This is a genomic window from Bacillus thuringiensis (genome assembly GCF_001595725.1).
Taxonomy (GTDB): Bacteria; Bacillota; Bacilli; order Bacillales; family Bacillaceae_G; genus Bacillus_A; species Bacillus_A thuringiensis_K.
The window spans coordinates 4,293,069-4,309,235 of record NZ_CP014282.1; the positions used below are offsets into that span (position 1 = coordinate 4,293,069).

Below are 16,167 nucleotides of genomic sequence, written 5' to 3' on the forward strand. Positions count from 1 at the left end.
TATTCCGTTCAGAAAAGATGCTCCAGGGCTACCTTCTAACATAACTATCTAGAGAATCTCCCAGCTAATGATTCTCCTCTCTGAAGACGTTTCTTGTTATACTCTTCCCCTTCAAGGCATTTATATGATTGTTAATTATTATATACAATAGTGTAAAAAACGAAACCTTATTCGTCAAGATAAATTTAAGACTATAGCTTTTGGAATGAAAAAAAGAAGATAAGTAGTACCCTCTACTTATCTTCTTTATCCGTTCCCTTGCTGGGCAGCTTGTAATTGCGAAAGGAAATATTCTATATTACTAACGAGCCAATGCGATTGTTGCAAACTCTTTACTCCGAGAAGTTCATTTTCCTCATTACGACGCTCTCTTCTTTTCTTATAAGACTGGATTTGCCGAATAAATTGCGATGGATACGTCATATACGCAAACATAAGTAGTTGCTCTTCTTTCGTAAAAGGGAAATTTTTTTGATACATTTGAAACCATTCAAACCGATCACTTCTTGCGATTGGATATGTGTTTAAAGACCGTGAATAAAAACCTACTATATCTTGCACAGGCGTTGCAAACTTCGATTTTTCTAAACTAATAAAATAGCCATTCCGCTCATAGTCAAATAAAAAATGATTAAGTGACACATTACCATGCACAAAAGTAATACGCGTTTTCTCTTTTTCTTTCATCGCATCGTTCCACTCATTTAATTGCTTCGTTGCAAATTCACGCGCTCTCATTACATGATGATAGTACGTACAATATTGCAATTCAAACGGGGACATATACCATTTTGATTCAGATTCTACGAGAAACTCTTCTAACATCTCACCATCATTTTCCCAACGATCGGATATAGTTGTATAATGTTTTTCTAAATCTTCTTCCGTATACGTTTCTTCCTTCACAGTTTTTTGATGCAACATTCCAAGTGTCTGAAACATTTTATGGTATTGATCATTGTCCTCACCGTTTCCTTCTGCACGTTCTAACCAAGGCATTAAATAATAATTATACGTCCCGTCACTTAAAATATAACTTCCATCCGTCGCATGATATATAGGTACATAATTTGAAAAACCTTTCTCCTTCAAATATTGAATATGATGCAGAAAGTTATTCCGCTCTAACTTTCTGCCTTCTATTTTCTTGAGTGCATATGGACCTTGATTCGTATAAATTTTCATTACATTTCCGTGCTCTTCCATATGCTGCGTATCCAATCTATATTGCCTCACGATAGGTTCATAGTGATTTCGCAACTCAATATCCATACGAATAACCCTTTCTATTCAAAACATAGCCTCTAAGAAAGGAAGTGAGTGAAAACACTCACTTCCTTATTTCGCCTTTACCCTTGAAACGGGAATATAAATAATTTGCCCCGTATTTAAAAATATATCTTCTGTTTGATTGACACGGTATAAATTTTGTACAGACGTTTCATAACGGTCTGCAATAGATTCAATTGTATCTCCTTCTTGCACGAAATACATTCTTAACTTTGTAAATTCTTCTTCCGGTTCTTTCGTAAATAGTTTTGTTAAATAAAGCGCATTTTCATCTCGCTGTGAGTACTCTTCTTCTTGTTCTTCCTGCTTTTTCGCTTTTTCTTTCTTGAAATCTTTTCGTCCGAACAGTTCAAATTGCGGCGTTGTTTCTTGCTCCTCTTCACGTTCCACAAATTCATGTTCTTCTATTTTCTCTTCTTCTAATTCCTGCTCTTTTCTTTCCTCTAATTGGAACGGTTCAAATGCGTAATCTTCCCACTCATCTGATTCCTTATATGCTGTTTCTTCTACATGCGGCGCCGGTCTATTTTCATCCTCTTGCGCTGAATCTTCTTCTAACTCAGCATACACCGTTTCTTCCTCTTCAACTTCATCCTCGCTTCTCTCTTCATCACACAAACCGGTAATAGATATATCCGCTAATAATTGTAAGCAACCATTTTCCTTTAATTCATAATCAAATTCCTCGATTGATACATATAGCTCTTCAATTACTTTCACTCGATTTCTCGGAATTGATATTTCAAGTGGAAAGGAATGAACAAGTTCATTAACCCCATCTTCTCTTGTTTCTACATAATCAATTGACTTTGCTGGCGATAGTTCTCTTAATGAATACGCGGAATCATCTTTTCGTGCAACATACTCTCCCGTTAAATCTAATTGTCCTCTCACGATTACTTCATGATCAAGCTCTTCTATCTCAACGTCTGGATCTAACGAAATTGACAAAAGTTCTTCGACTTCCTGTCCTTTTTGGAACCACACAGATTCTTTTAATGAAAATCGTAATGAATGATCTGCAGCCACTTCTTTTCCCCCTCCCAAACTATATGTCATTACAGATTTATGTGTGGAAAGCTTACTTTATGAATAAAAAAAATCGCTCCCCTTATGGAGAGCGATTTTCTCTAATACATTACGCTTTTAATTTTGACATTGCAATTTCAGCTGCTGCAATCGTCGCTTCAATATCTGCATCACTATGTGCTGTCGATAAGAATAAACCTTCGAATTGAGATGGTGGTAAGAATACACCTTGTTCTACCATTTCACGATAGTAAGCCGCAAAGAATTCTAAATTTGAAGATTTTGCTGCATCGTAATTAATAACAGGTTCATCTGTAAAGAAAATACCAATCATAGAGCCTGCACGGTTAATATGATGCGGAATGCCATGTTTTTCAGCTGCTTTACGTAATCCATCTTCTAACATTTCAGCTTTACGCTCAAATTCTACATATGATTCTGGCGTTAACTGTATTAACGTTTCATAACCTGCCGCCATTGCAAGTGGGTTACCTGATAAAGTACCAGCTTGGTAAATCGGTCCGCTTGGCGCAACTTGGCGCATAATTTCTGCTTTACCACCGTATGCTCCTACCGGTAAACCACCACCGATTACTTTACCTAAGCATGTTAAATCAGGTGTTACGCCATAATAACCTTGACCACAATTATAAGCTACTCGGAACCCTGTCATTACTTCATCAAAAATAAGCAATGCACCGTTTTGTTCTGTTACTTCACGAAGCCCTTCTAAAAATCCAGGCTGCGGTGGAACAACCCCCATATTTCCTGCTACTGGTTCTACAATTACACAAGCAATATCATCACCGAATTGTTCAAACGCGTATTTTACGCTTTCTAAATCGTTATAAGCTACTGTAATCGTATTTTTCGCTACACCTTCTGGTACACCAGGACTATCTGGTAAACCTAAAGTCGCCACACCAGAACCAGCTTTAATTAATAACGAATCACCATGACCGTGGTAACAACCAATAAATTTCAAGATTTTATTACGACCTGTATAACCACGAGCTAAACGTAGTGCACTCATTGTTGCTTCCGTTCCAGAGTTAACCATACGCACAATCTCAATTGATGGCACACGCTCAATAACAAGTTTTGCTAATTTATTTTCAATTTCTGTTGGTGCACCGAAGCTTGTACCTCTTTCAGCGACAGATTTTAACGCTTCTACAACACGATCATTTGCATGACCATGAATTAAAGGACCCCATGATAATACGTAGTCGATGTATTCATTCCCATCGATATCATATACTTTAGAACCTTTTCCACGCTCCATAAACAACGGATTCATCCCAACAGACTTAAAGGCACGAACCGGGCTATTTACGCCACCAGGCATTAAGTCTTGCGCCTCTTCAAACGCTGCAATTGACTTATCAAACTTTTTCATTATTTAGTGCCTCCTTCTTGTAACCATCTTGCTGCATCTTTTGCATGATACGTAATAATTAAATCTGCCCCTGCACGTTTCATACTAATTAATTTTTCAAGAACAACTTCTTTTTCATTAATCCAACCATTTTGCGCTGCCGCTTTAATCATCGAATATTCACCACTTACATTATAAGCGACAACTGGTAAATTAAAGTTATTTTTCACATCACGAACGATATCTAAGTAAGAAAGAGCTGGTTTTACGATTAAGAAATCTGCACCTTCCATTACATCTGATTCTGCTTCACGGAATGCTTCCATACGGTTTGCCGGATCCATTTGATATGTTTTACGGTCACCAAATTGTGGTGCACCATGCGCAGCATCACGGAATGGTCCATAAAATGCTGATGAATATTTCACAGCGTACGACATAACTGGCACGTGTTCAAAACCATTTTCGTCTAATGCTTGGCGAATTGCTGTTACGAAGCCGTCCATCATGTTTGATGGCGCAATAATGTCCGCTCCTGCTTTCGCTTGACTTACAGCTGTTTTCGCAAGAACCGCAAGAGACTCGTCATTTAAAATAATACCATCTTCAATTACACCGCAATGACCATGGCTTGTAAATTGACATAAACATGTGTCTGCAACTACTACTAGCTCAGGGAAATCACCTTTAATTTGCTGAATAGCACGTTGTACAATTCCATGATCACAATATGCTGATGATCCAACTTCATCCTTTTCAGCAGGTAAACCAAATACAATAACAGAACGAATACCTAAATCAACAACTTCTTGCATTTCAGCTTGCAATAAATCTAAAGACATTTGATATACGCCTGGCATAGAAGGAACTTCATTACGAACATTTTCACCTTCTAATACAAAAATAGGGTAAATAAAATCTTCCGTATGTAAAAACGTTTCACGCACAAGCGCACGCATGCCCCCGTTTTGTCTTAAACGACGATGACGATTAAATTGTAAAGAGTTCATAGATTTCTATCCCCATTCTTTCATTTTATAGATTCACAAACATATTGTAGTAATGCTTCTACAGTATACTCTTTCGGCACAATAACAGACGGAAAATAAAGACTTGCCTCTTTTTCCGTAATAGGTCCTATACAAGCAATTGTACATTTTTTTGTCCATTCTCTCCAGTTTGTACCCTCAAGTAAACGAACAAAACTAGTAACAGTTGAAGGACTCGTAAATGTAATAATGTCTACTTTCCCTAACTTCAATGCCGCTATAAGCTCTTGCTTTTTTTCTATATTCACTTTCGTACCGTATACGATTAGCTCATCTAGAGAAACACCAATTTCCCGAAGTGCAACCGGAATTACCTCTCTTGCTAAATTCCCTTTCGGAAATAAAATACGTTCGTTTCCACTTAATTCTTTTAGAAACTCTTCTGCAAATGCTTCTGCAACAAATGAAGTCGGAACAAAATGAACTTGATAGCCCCTTTTTTCTAACTCTAATTTTGTTTTCACACCTACTGCAGCGATTTTAATGGTTAGTGGTAGTTTCTTTTTTAAACTATCTAGAAAAAAAGCTACACCATTTCTGCTCGTAAAAATAACCCAGTCGTATGAATGTAGCTGCTCTTTGATATGTTGAATTTGCCTATGAGACATACCTTCCATACGCAAAAGCGGAATTTCCAATGGAATTCCGCTCTTTTCTTTCACTGCTACACTCATTTGTTTCGCTTGATGCTGGGCACGTGTAATCAATACCGTTTTTCCAGCGAGAGCGTTCATATTTATTGTTGCTCCTTATTTGCAGCAAGAATGAGTTCTTTGGCGCCTCGCTTAATTAAACGGTCTGCGGCCTCTAATCCTACTTCCTCAGGATTAGTACCCACTACTGTCTCTTTTAATAAAACAGAGCCATCCATAGAGCCGACAAGAGCTGTTAATTCGATTGCATCATTTTTTGTAAGGGTTGCATATCCAGCGATTGGAACTTGGCATCCACCTTCAAGTTTATGAAGAAATACTCGCTCCGCTGCCACTGTTCTTTCTGTTATCGCATCATTAATATGCGCTAACAGCTGCAATAAATCCTTATCATCCTCACGACATTCAATCGCTAATGCACCTTGTCCTACAGCAGGTACACATAACGTTTCATCTAAATGTTCTGTAATAACTTCATCATCCCAGCCCATTCTTTGTAATCCAGCTGTCGCTAAAATAATCGCATCGTAATCCTCTTCTTTTAATTTACGTAAACGTGTATCGATATTTCCGCGAATCCACTTCACTTGTAAATCTGGTCTCGCAGCGAGTAGCTGTGCACTACGTCTTAAACTACTCGTACCTAAAATAGCACCTTCCGCTAACTCTTTAAACGATGCTCCATTTTTTGAGATAAAAGCATCACGAGGGTCAACACGCTTTGGTGTACAGCCAATCATCAATCCTTCTGGAAGTACGGCTGGCATATCTTTCATACTATGTACAGCCATATCGATTTCTTTCGTAAGTAATGCATGCTCAATTTCTTTAACGAACAAACCTTTTCCGCCTACTTTTGAAAGAGTAACATCTAAAATCACATCACCTTTAGTGACAATTTCTTTCACTTCAAATTCATATGGTAAACCAAGTGCTTTTAACTGATCAATAAACCAGTTTGTTTGTGTTAATGCTAGCTTACTCTTTCGTGACCCTACAATAATTTTGCGCATAATTCTCTCTCCTCATTATAAATACCAAAAGTGGAAATTAGATAAACTACTTAATAAAAAAATGTTAACTAGCATTACGAGAAAGGCCCCTACATTCCACAGTACAATTTTCTTCCCTTGCAACACATCTGCCGCTCTTAAATACAAGCCCGCACAGTATACAAATAGAACGACAAACGAACCAATTACTTTCGTATCATACCAATGAAAATTATCTAATTTTGTATATCCCCATATACATCCTAATAAAATTGCTAGTAAGAAAAATGGAACAGAAAATAAATTTAATCCGTAAGACGTAGATTCAAGCTTCGGTAAATTCCCTAACCTTCTTAATCTCGCATTCCACTTTTTCTTTTTTAATAGGCGATATTGCAGTAAATACATAATAGAAAAAATAAACGATACCGTAAACGTTGCATAAGAAATAATCGCCATTCCAACATGCACGTATACAAGTTCTGAAACTAATTGCTCTGCAAGTACTGGCGACATCTTTCCGAGCGGTGTAAAAATAGAAAAAGCGCTTACGCCAAATGCAACAACATTTGTAAAGAAGACTAAAAAGTCAACGCGCATAAATCGATTTATGACTAATGACATCGTAATCAATAACCAAACATAAAAATAAATCCCTGATAATAAAGTTAAAATGGGGTTCGTTTCTGAATCTGTCGCCCTAAGCAACATAAAAATAGACTGCAATACCCATACAATCGAAAGTAACCAAAAAGCAAATCGGTTCGCCTTTCGGTTACTTTGGAAATAATCTATAAAATATAAACTAATGCTACAAGCATATAAAATAATTGCAATATGATAAATAATACTGTTATTTAAAAAACTCATCCGATCATCCTTCCAAATTATAAAGATGGAACGGATGGTGTCCACACTCTTTTATGTTCTACTTCTTCCGCACGACTCTCTACTTCTTCCGTTTCTAAATCGAAAATCTTCGCAAATAACGCTAATTTTTCGCTCGCTCCCTCTTCAGCAGCTATTTCTTTCGCTACTAAAATTGGGTCTTTTAATAATTGATTAATAATACTTTTCGTATGCTTACTAATAACTTTTTTCTCACGATCACTAAGGTTTGGTATTTTTCGCTCTAGGCTTACCATTGTTTCACTTTGGATTGCAAGTGCCTTATCACGAAGAGCTGATATTAATGGAACAACACCAAGTGTACTTAACCACGTTTTAAATAGAACAATTTCCTCTTCAATCATAAATTGAATTTTCTCTGCTTCTTTCAAACGCTCAGCACGGTTTGCCTCCACTACTCCTTGCAGATCATCAATGTCATACAAGAAAGAACCTTCTAACTCATCAATCGCTGGATCAATATCACGTGGTACTGCAATATCAACCATAAATAAAGGGCGACCAGAGCGCATTTTCTCCACCTTTGTCATCATCTCTTTCGTAATGACATACTCAGATGCACCAGTTGAACTAATTAAAATATCTGCTTCTAATAATGCACATTGTAATTCGCTTAACGATTTTGCATGTCCCATATATTTCTCAGCCATTACTTCTGCTTTCGAAAGCGTCCTATTCATAACTGTTACTTTACGAGCACCACTTCCATATAAGTTTTGCAGTGCAAGTTCGCCCATTTTACCAGCACCAAGAATAAGCACATGACAATCTGTTAACTCGCCAAATATTTTCTTTCCAAGCTCAACAGCAGCATAACTAACAGACATCGCACTTTCCCCGATTGTTGTTTCTGAGTGGGCACGTTTTGCTAATGTAATGACTTGCTTAAACAATTCATTAAAAATTGTGCCTGTTGCTTTAACTTGTTGCGCTTCTAAAAAGCTATCTTTTATTTGACCTAAAATCTGCGTTTCTCCGACTACCATTGAATCTAAACCGCACGTTACGCGGAATAAATGATCTATTGCACCATCTTGTTCAAAAATAGTTAAATATGGCGCAACTTCTTCTATTTCAAGCTGAAACCAATCAGCTAAAAACTTCTTAATATAATACCGTCCCGTGTGTAATTGATCGACAACAGCATAAATCTCAGTGCGATTACAAGTTGATACAATGACATTCTCTAACACGCTCTTTTGATTTTGTAATGTAGTCATCGCTCGCTCTAGTTCTGCTGCCTGAAATGTGAGTTTCTCACGAAATTCTACAGGGGCTGTTCGATAATTTACACTAACAACAAGAATATGCACGCAGCATGTCCCCCTTCACCCGTTTTATCACTTTATCTACTATCATAATACAACTTTCCTCTTATGAATCTGACAATCGTGTGAACAACCGATTATTTTTTAATTATTCTCCGTATGTAATAAAGGAGATTCAGTAACACTAATAAAAAAACTTCTACTTTATAATGATTATAAATTAATAACTCTATTTGTACGTTACCAAAAAAAGCCCTCATAATCAAGTGATGGAAACTATTCCATATAAATTATAACATCATCTTCCCTATCTTCTTTCATCATGAAGGAAAATATGTATGATTGTTCCAAAATGTAACAAAGACTTTCTCAATACAATGTATTTGACATTGTATTTCTTTTTCGTTATATTAGTTTTACAAAATTAAATTGTGCACAACTTAATTAGAAGGGAGTTATTTATGACAGAAAACTCTTTGCATCTAGATAACCAACTTTGTTTTTCTATTTACGCCTGCTCTAGAGAGGTTACTCGTTTTTATCGACCTTATTTAGAAGAAATGGGTATTACGTATCCCCAGTACATTACTTTACTCGTACTATGGGAGCAAGATGGACTAACAGTAAAAGAAATTGGAGAACGTCTATTTTTAGATTCTGGTACGTTAACACCTATGTTAAAACGAATGGAATCATTAAAACTTGTAAAACGTGTTCGTTCCAAAGAAGACGAGCGAAAAGTTTGTATTGAATTAACAGAACAAGGCAAAGATTTAAAGGAAAAGGCTTGTTCATTACCGACAACGATGGCTACAAACTTAGGAATTACAGAGCAAGAATATCTCTCTTTATTAATTCAACTAAATAAACTAATTGACACAATGAAAACAATTAATGATGGAAAAGGGGAATAAATATGGATAAATTATATACTGCTTCAGTAACAGCAACAGGTGGAAGAAATGGGAAAGTAGTTTCAGATGATGGCATATTAAATCTTGATGTAAAAATGCCGAAAGCACTAGGTGGTGCAGGCGGAGAAGCAACAAATCCAGAACAACTATTTGCAGCTGGTTATGCAGCTTGTTTCGATAGTGCATTACAACTTGTCATTCGTACAAAACGTATGAAAGTAGAAAGTACAGAAGTAACTGCTCACGTTTCTATCGGAAAAGATACAGATGGTGGTTTCGGTCTATCTGCTGTACTTGATGTACATGTGGCTGGCGTTTCACATAGCGAAGCACAAGAACTTGTAGAAGCGGCTCACGGTGTATGTCCTTACTCGAAAGCAACACGAGGAAATATTGAAGTTACATTAAACGTACGCTAAAAAATTTAGCAAAACAAAAACGCGCGACATTCGTCACGCGTTTTTTGTTTTTGTAAATTTATGAATTGCTTTCCACGCTTCTTCTTTTCCAAGTCCTGTTTCAGAAGAGAATAGAACAATTTCATCGCCAATTTCAACAGCAAGCGTTTCTTTTACAACTTTTAAATGCTTTTGCCATTTCCCTTTCGGAATTTTATCGGCTTTCGTCGCAATAATAATTGTTGGGATTTCATAATGCTTTAAGAAATCATACATCATCACGTCATCACTTGTTGGTTGGTGACGTAAATCAACTACTAATACAGCTGCGTCTAATTGCTCACGAGTTGTAAAGTACGTTTCAATCATTTTCCCCCATGCAGCGCGCTCCGATTTAGATACTTTTGCATATCCGTAACCTGGAACATCAACAAAGTGCATCATCTCATTGATTAAGAAAAAGTTCAGCGTTTGCGTTTTTCCTGGTTTAGAAGAAATACGCACTAACTTTTTACGATTTAAAATTTTATTAATAAAGGAAGACTTCCCCACATTTGAACGACCTGCTAATGCAATTTCTGGTAAATCACTGTCTGGATATTGTTCTGGTTTAACAGCACTAATTACAATATCTGCTTTTGTTACTTTCATTGTTTCACTCCTACTAATGCGTGCTCCAATACTTCATCTAAATGAGATGCAAGCACAAACGTAAGGTTTTCTTTTACGCTCTCTGGAATATCATCTAAATCTTTCTCGTTTTCTGCTGGCAAAATAATTTTTGTTAAGCCTGCGCGGTGAGCACTTAATGTTTTTTCTTTTAAACCACCAATTGGTAATACACGACCACGAAGTGTAATTTCACCTGTCATACCCACTTCTTTACTTACAGGAATACCTGTTAGCGCAGAAATAAGTGCCGTTGCCATCGTAATACCTGCTGACGGTCCGTCTTTTGGAACTGCTCCTTCTGGAACGTGAATATGAATATCATTTTTCTCATGGAAATTCGGATCAATCTGAAGCTCTTCTGCACGAGAACGTATATAACTAAACGCAGCTTGTGCTGATTCTTTCATAACATCCCCAAGTTTCCCTGTTAAAATTAGTTTCCCTTTTCCTGGCGCTACAGAAACTTCAATGGCAAGTGTATCGCCGCCTGCTGCTGTGTAAGCTAGACCTGTTGCCATACCAACTTGGTCTGTTTTTTCAGCTTGCCCATAACGGAATATGTGTTTACCAAGTAAATCAACAATCTTTTTCTCTGTCACAACGATACGTTTACGTTCTGCTGTAACGATAATCTTCGCTACTTTACGGCAAACTTTTGCAATTTGGCGCTCTAGCGTACGAACACCAGCCTCACGTGTATAATAACGAATAATCTCAAGCAGCGCTTCATCACGCACTTGTAAATTACCTTTTCGTAAGCCATGTTCTTTTAATTGTTTCGGCAATAAATGCTCACGAGCAATGTGTACTTTTTCAAGTTCTGTATAGCCAGCAATCGAAATGATTTCCATACGGTCAAGTAATGGACCTGGAATACTTGAAAGTGTATTAGCAGTTGCTACAAACATAACTTTTGATAGATCATATGGTTCTTCAATGTAATGATCACTGAAGTTATGGTTTTGTTCTGGATCTAATACTTCAAGTAATGCCGCTGATGGATCTCCACGGAAATCGTTAGACATTTTATCAATCTCATCTAATAAGAAGACTGGATTAACTGTTTTCGCCTTTTTCATACCTTGAATAATGCGTCCTGGCATTGCTCCAACATATGTACGGCGGTGACCACGAATTTCAGATTCATCACGCACACCACCAAGAGATACACGGACGAAGTTACGATTCAATGATGTTGCAATTGAACGCGCTAACGAAGTTTTGCCGACCCCAGGAGGGCCTACTAAACAAAGGATAGGTCCTTTTAATGAATTCGTTAACTTCTGTACAGCTAAATATTCAAGTACACGCTCTTTCACTTTTTCAAGACCGTAATGATCGTTATTTAAAATCTCTTCCGAATGAGCAAGGTCAATTATATCTTCTGTTGCCTCTGTCCACGGAAGCGCTAATAACCAATCAATATAATTGCGAATAACACCACTCTCCGCAGAACTTGCTGGTAACTTTTCATAACGATCTAATTCTTTCAGCGCAGCCTTCATTGTTTCTTCCGGCATTCCTGACTGTTCAATTTTCTCACGAAGTTCTTCTACTTCTCCGCCCTTGCCTTCTTTGTCGCCAAGTTCAGTTTGAATCGCCTTCATTTGCTCACGTAAGAAATATTCTTTTTGCGTGCGCTCCATGGAACGTTTCACTTTTTGCCCAATTTTCTTTTCTAGGCTAAGTAACTCTTGTTCATCTTGAATAATTGAAATAAGTGTTTGTAATCGTTCTTTTACAGATACAATCTCTAGAATCTCTTGTTTCTGCTTCGTTTTAATTGGCAAGTGAGAGGCAATTAGATCAGCTAATCTCCCTGGTTCTTCCACATCAGCTACCGTTGCAAATGTTTCATTTGAAACTTTTTTCGAAACTTTAATATATTGTTCGAAATGCTCCAGTAACGTACGCATAAAAGCTTTCTCTTCTAAATCATCTTCTACTTCTTCAGTTACCGTTTTAATAGACACTTGTACTACATTTTCTTCTTCGATAAACTCTATTACTTCTGCTCTATGTAAACCTTCCACAAGGACACGAAGCGTACCGTTCGGCAATTTTAACATTTGCTTCACTTTCGCCACCGTACCTACACTATATATGTCATCTTCTTTCGGATCATCGATATTCATTTCTTTTTGCATTGCTAAAAAGATGATATTTTCATCCATTGCCGCCTGCTCTAGTGCTTGTATCGATTTATCACGTCCTACATCAAGATGCAAAACCATCGTTGGATATACGAGAACGCCTCTTAATGGTAGGAGGGGCACGATTCTTTCGTTCGTATTCATACTAGACATAGCACCTCCATAATAAATTAAACTCCTGTTCAACTATTTTATATTACAATACACCTAGATGCAATTGCTGAGATTCCGCGCAATTGTAAATAGCTTGTTTTTCTACCTCACGAAAAGAAAAAAGACTCCGATTAAGCATACAAACTTAAACGAAGTCTGGCAAATTTTATTATTGTTTATTTTTACATAGATTGTGCATCTGTTTCGTCTACGTGAGTATGTACATCTAGCTCTCTATGCATATTTTCTTGCATAAACGTTAACTCAAATACTTCTTTTAACTTACGAACAGGAATAATTTCAATTCCCTTGATCGTATACAAAAATGGTTGCATATTTTCAGCAGGAATAATGACTTTCTTAGCTCCCGCTTTTTTCGCAGCTTTTATTTTTGCGTACACGCCACCAATAGGCTTTACCTCTCCGTGTATACTTATTTCCCCTGTCATCGCTACTTCATTATTTACATACGTGCGGTGCACCGCAGAATATACACCTGTTGCCATAGCGATTCCTGCAGAAGGTCCATCAATTGGGATACCACCTGGAAAATTAATATGTATATCATATCCTTCTGGCAACACATCTAAAGAACGAAGTACTGTTAATACATTATCAACAGAGCCTTTCGCCATACTTTTACGACGAATCGATTTCGTTTGACTACCAATACTTTCTTCTTCCACAATTCCGGTAACATTTACCGATCCTTTATCTTTCGCCAGAATTGCTGTTACTTCAATTTCTAATAACGCACCTGTATTTGGTCCGTATACAGCAAGACCATTTACAAGACCAATCCTTGGAATCGGATAAATGCGCTTTTCATATTTCGGTGTAAGCTGACTCGAGTGAACAACCCACTCTATATCTTCATCCTTAATGAAAGAACGTTCTTCATTTATCGCCATACCAGCAGAGATTTGCACGAGATTAATCGCTTCTCGTCCATTCCTTGCATACATCCCAATCATTTCAATACCATTTTCACCTATTTGCATTTCCACTTTTTCCGCGGCATTTTTCGCTACTTTTTGAATTTCTTCCGTATCTAATTCACGGAAAAATACTTCTAAGCAACGTGACCGAATAGCAGGAGGAATTTCCTCTGGCGAACGTGTCGTTGCTCCAACTAAACGAAAATCTGCCGGTAAGCCTTTTTGGAAAATATCATGTATATATGTTGGGATCATCGTATTTTCTTCACTATAGTACGCACTTTCTAAAAATACTTTTCGATCTTCTAACACCTTTAACATTTTGTTCATTTGAATCGGATGGAGCTCGCCAATCTCATCAATAAACAAAATACCACCATGTGCATCTGTTACAGCACCTTTTTTCGGTTGCGGAATACCTGCTTGCCCCATCGCCCCAGCACCTTGATAAATCGGATCATGCACCGAACCAATTAAAGGGTCTGCGATACCACGTTCATCAAACCGAGCTGTTGTCGCATCAAGTTCAATAAATGTTGCATTCGTACGAAATGGAGATTTAGGATTTCGTTTCGCTTCTTCTAATACAAGACGTGCTGCCGCTGTTTTCCCAACACCTGGCGGGCCATATATGATTACATGTTGCGGATTCGGACCACAAAGAGCCGCTTTTAACGACTTAATCCCGTCCTCTTGCCCTACAATATCTAAAAAGGTTGTAGGACGCACCTTTTCTGCTAGCGGCTCTGTTAAAGAAATCTCACGCATTTTACGAAGCTGTTCTAATTCTTTTTTCGATTCTCGATCAATTGAAACTTTTTGTGTTCGTTGATTTCGAAGTAAATGCCAGAAATACAATCCGACAATTACACCAAAAACAAGTTGAACAACTAAAAATATATTTGTCCAGCTCATTATTTATTTCCTCCCGCAATATTTTATCTCTTAGTATTTCCGCGGAGGAACGTAGCTAAACATAAAGAAAAACAGCAATTATAAAAATTGCTGTTTCCCTTTCGCATTATGCAGATGTTTTTGTATCAAGTACAGTACCGTCTTGTAACACCAATTTTGGCGGCTCATTATCAGCTACTGTTTCTTTTGTAAGAATACACTTCTCGATATCTTTACGAGATGGAAGTTCGAACATTACATCAAGCATTAAGCCTTCAATAATAGAACGAAGTCCACGAGCACCCGTTTTACGTTCAATTGCTTTTTTCGCAATTTCGATTAGTGCACCTTCTTCAAACTCTAACTCAACATCGTCAAGCTCCAATAGTTTTTGGAATTGCTTAACAAGTGCATTTTTCGGTTTCGTTAAAATATCAACAAGAGCATCTTCATCAAGTGGCTCTAGGTTCGCAATAACTGGAAGACGACCGATAAACTCTGGAATTAAACCAAATCTTAAAAGATCCTCTGGTAATACGTGAGATAAAACATGCTTCTCATTTACATCAGCATTTTTCTTCTCAGAACCAAATCCAATTACTTTTTCACCAAGGCGACGTTTAATAATCGGCTCAATGCCATCAAACGCTCCACCACAAATGAATAAGATGTTCGTTGTATCAATTTGAATAAACTCTTGGTGCGGATGCTTACGACCACCTTGAGGTGGAACGCTTGCTACAGTACCTTCTAAAATTTTCAGAAGTGCCTGCTGCACACCTTCACCAGATACATCACGTGTAATTGATGGATTTTCGGACTTACGTGCCACTTTATCAATCTCATCAATATAAATGATTCCTTTTTCCGCTTTCTCTACATCATAATCAGCTGCTTGAATTAATTTTAGTAAGATATTTTCTACATCTTCCCCAACATATCCAGCTTCTGTTAAAGATGTTGCGTCCGCGATTGCAAATGGAACATTTAGAATACGCGCTAACGTTTGTGCAAGTAATGTTTTACCACTACCTGTTGGCCCGATAAGTGCGATATTACTCTTCGCTAATTCTACATCATCAATTTTGCTGTTAGAATTAATGCGTTTGTAATGGTTATATACCGCTACTGCTAGTGCTTTTTTCGCGCTATCTTGCCCGATGACATACTCATCTAAGATTTCACGAATTTCTACCGGTTTCGGTACATCTTTGAATTCTACTTCTTCGTCCTTCGCAAGCTCCTCTTGTACAATTTCAGTACAAAGTTCGATACACTCGTCACAAATGTAAACACCTGGACCTGCCACTAACTTTCGAACTTGCGTTTGTGTTTTACCACAGAAAGAACATTTTAATTGCCCTTTTTCATCATTAAATTTAAACATATTTTCACACCCCTTACAAAGTGCTAACCTCTTGCCTTCGTATGTACACGATAAATGTATCGTATGTAAATACATATTATGTCACTACGT

Annotated in this window: 14 protein-coding genes and 1 other annotated feature (1 of these 15 cut by a window edge); of the genes, 2 read left to right on the plus strand and 12 right to left on the minus strand. The window is 37.4% G+C overall.

Annotation, left to right across the window (positions count from 1 at the left end; all coding sequences use genetic code 11):
* Nucleotides 1-124, minus strand: a binding site (T-box leader); it reaches 108 nt to the left of the window's first position.
* A gap of 122 nt (nt 125-246) precedes the next feature.
* The 8 genes from ysxE to hemA all read right to left on the minus strand — a co-directional run bounded on the left by ysxE (nt 247) and on the right by hemA (nt 8,613).
* The gene (gene ysxE, locus AXW78_RS21510; protein ID WP_000350654.1) at nt 247-1,272 is read right to left on the minus strand and encodes a spore coat protein YsxE; all 1,026 of its coding nucleotides are present in this window, start codon (nt 1,270-1,272) and stop codon (nt 247-249) included.
* A 66-nt stretch (nt 1,273-1,338) separates the two neighbouring features.
* On the minus strand, nt 1,339-2,349 hold the full coding sequence (gene spoVID / locus AXW78_RS21515) for a stage VI sporulation protein D (RefSeq protein WP_003302846.1): 1,011 nt from the start codon (nt 2,347-2,349) through the stop codon (nt 1,339-1,341).
* A 79-nt stretch (nt 2,350-2,428) separates the two neighbouring features.
* The gene (gene hemL / locus AXW78_RS21520) at nt 2,429-3,718 is read right to left on the minus strand and encodes a glutamate-1-semialdehyde 2,1-aminomutase (RefSeq protein ID WP_000712940.1); all 1,290 of its coding nucleotides are present in this window, start codon (nt 3,716-3,718) and stop codon (nt 2,429-2,431) included.
* Nucleotides 3,718-4,707: a porphobilinogen synthase gene (hemB, locus tag AXW78_RS21525; protein ID WP_061884639.1), complete on the minus strand. Its 990-nt coding sequence runs from the start codon at nt 4,705-4,707 to the stop codon at nt 3,718-3,720. The genes hemL and hemB overlap by 1 nt, the downstream gene beginning before the upstream one ends.
* Nucleotides 4,708-4,727: 20 nt before the next feature.
* Nucleotides 4,728-5,480, minus strand: a complete 753-nt coding sequence (gene hemD, locus AXW78_RS21530) for a uroporphyrinogen-III synthase (protein WP_000992355.1) — start codon at nt 5,478-5,480, stop codon at nt 4,728-4,730.
* 2 nt (nt 5,481-5,482) lie between these two features.
* Nucleotides 5,483-6,412 (minus strand): hydroxymethylbilane synthase, encoded by a 930-nt coding sequence (gene hemC, locus AXW78_RS21535; protein ID WP_001226400.1) that lies wholly within the window; start codon nt 6,410-6,412, stop codon nt 5,483-5,485.
* A gap of 15 nt (nt 6,413-6,427) precedes the next feature.
* Nucleotides 6,428-7,261 (minus strand): cytochrome c biogenesis protein, encoded by an 834-nt coding sequence (locus AXW78_RS21540; protein WP_000009002.1) that lies wholly within the window; start codon nt 7,259-7,261, stop codon nt 6,428-6,430.
* 17 nt (nt 7,262-7,278) lie between these two features.
* The gene (gene hemA, locus AXW78_RS21545) at nt 7,279-8,613 is read right to left on the minus strand and encodes a glutamyl-tRNA reductase (RefSeq protein WP_000547868.1); all 1,335 of its coding nucleotides are present in this window, start codon (nt 8,611-8,613) and stop codon (nt 7,279-7,281) included.
* A gap of 416 nt (nt 8,614-9,029) precedes the next feature.
* On the opposite strand from hemA, the gene AXW78_RS21550 reads away from it, so the two are divergent.
* Both AXW78_RS21550 and AXW78_RS21555 read left to right on the plus strand, forming a co-directional pair.
* Nucleotides 9,030-9,482 carry a MarR family winged helix-turn-helix transcriptional regulator gene (locus AXW78_RS21550; RefSeq protein WP_000138546.1) on the plus strand — a complete coding sequence of 151 codons (453 nt, stop codon included), beginning with the start codon at nt 9,030-9,032 and terminating at the stop codon, nt 9,480-9,482.
* Nucleotides 9,483-9,484: 2 nt separating this feature from the next.
* Complete coding sequence (locus AXW78_RS21555; RefSeq protein WP_000359774.1) at nt 9,485-9,901, plus strand: organic hydroperoxide resistance protein; 417 nt, start codon at nt 9,485-9,487, stop codon at nt 9,899-9,901.
* Between the two features lie 33 nt (nt 9,902-9,934).
* On the opposite strand, the gene ysxC is transcribed toward AXW78_RS21555, so the two are convergent.
* From ysxC to clpX, 4 genes are all read right to left on the minus strand, one after another.
* Nucleotides 9,935-10,531, minus strand: a complete 597-nt coding sequence (gene ysxC, locus AXW78_RS21560) for a ribosome biogenesis GTP-binding protein YsxC (protein ID WP_000869116.1) — start codon at nt 10,529-10,531, stop codon at nt 9,935-9,937.
* A complete protein-coding gene (gene lon / locus AXW78_RS21565; protein WP_000097285.1) occupies nt 10,528-12,858 on the minus strand; it encodes an endopeptidase La in 2,331 nt (776 codons plus the stop codon). The genes ysxC and lon overlap by 4 nt, the downstream gene beginning before the upstream one ends.
* 182 nt (nt 12,859-13,040) lie before the next feature.
* Nucleotides 13,041-14,711, minus strand: a complete 1,671-nt coding sequence (gene lonB / locus AXW78_RS21570; protein WP_000119178.1) for an ATP-dependent protease LonB — start codon at nt 14,709-14,711, stop codon at nt 13,041-13,043.
* Between the two features lie 106 nt (nt 14,712-14,817).
* On the minus strand, nt 14,818-16,077 hold the full coding sequence (clpX, locus tag AXW78_RS21575; protein WP_000472289.1) for an ATP-dependent protease ATP-binding subunit ClpX: 1,260 nt from the start codon (nt 16,075-16,077) through the stop codon (nt 14,818-14,820).
* Nucleotides 16,078-16,167: the final 90 nt, after the last annotated feature.

What these genes read in the sequence shown, in the direction of transcription:
- ysxE (WP_000350654.1), bottom strand. Translation starts at nt 1,272, where the DNA reads ATGGATATTGAGTTGCGAAATCACTATGAACCTATCGTGAGGCAATAT.
- spoVID (WP_003302846.1), bottom strand. Translation starts at nt 2,349, where the DNA reads ATGACATATAGTTTGGGAGGGGGAAAAGAAGTGGCTGCAGATCATTCA.
- hemL (WP_000712940.1), bottom strand. Translation starts at nt 3,718, where the DNA reads ATGAAAAAGTTTGATAAGTCAATTGCAGCGTTTGAAGAGGCGCAAGAC.
- hemB (WP_061884639.1), bottom strand. Translation starts at nt 4,707, where the DNA reads ATGAACTCTTTACAATTTAATCGTCATCGTCGTTTAAGACAAAACGGG.
- hemD (WP_000992355.1), bottom strand. Translation starts at nt 5,480, where the DNA reads ATGAACGCTCTCGCTGGAAAAACGGTATTGATTACACGTGCCCAGCAT.
- hemC (WP_001226400.1), bottom strand. Translation starts at nt 6,412, where the DNA reads ATGCGCAAAATTATTGTAGGGTCACGAAAGAGTAAGCTAGCATTAACA.
- AXW78_RS21540 (WP_000009002.1), bottom strand. Translation starts at nt 7,261, where the DNA reads ATGAGTTTTTTAAATAACAGTATTATTTATCATATTGCAATTATTTTA.
- AXW78_RS21550 (WP_000138546.1), top strand. Translation starts at nt 9,030, where the DNA reads ATGACAGAAAACTCTTTGCATCTAGATAACCAACTTTGTTTTTCTATT.
- AXW78_RS21555 (WP_000359774.1), top strand. Translation starts at nt 9,485, where the DNA reads ATGGATAAATTATATACTGCTTCAGTAACAGCAACAGGTGGAAGAAAT.
- ysxC (WP_000869116.1), bottom strand. Translation starts at nt 10,531, where the DNA reads ATGAAAGTAACAAAAGCAGATATTGTAATTAGTGCTGTTAAACCAGAA.
- lon (WP_000097285.1), bottom strand. Translation starts at nt 12,858, where the DNA reads ATGTCTAGTATGAATACGAACGAAAGAATCGTGCCCCTCCTACCATTA.
- lonB (WP_000119178.1), bottom strand. Translation starts at nt 14,711, where the DNA reads ATGAGCTGGACAAATATATTTTTAGTTGTTCAACTTGTTTTTGGTGTA.
- clpX (WP_000472289.1), bottom strand. Translation starts at nt 16,077, where the DNA reads ATGTTTAAATTTAATGATGAAAAAGGGCAATTAAAATGTTCTTTCTGT.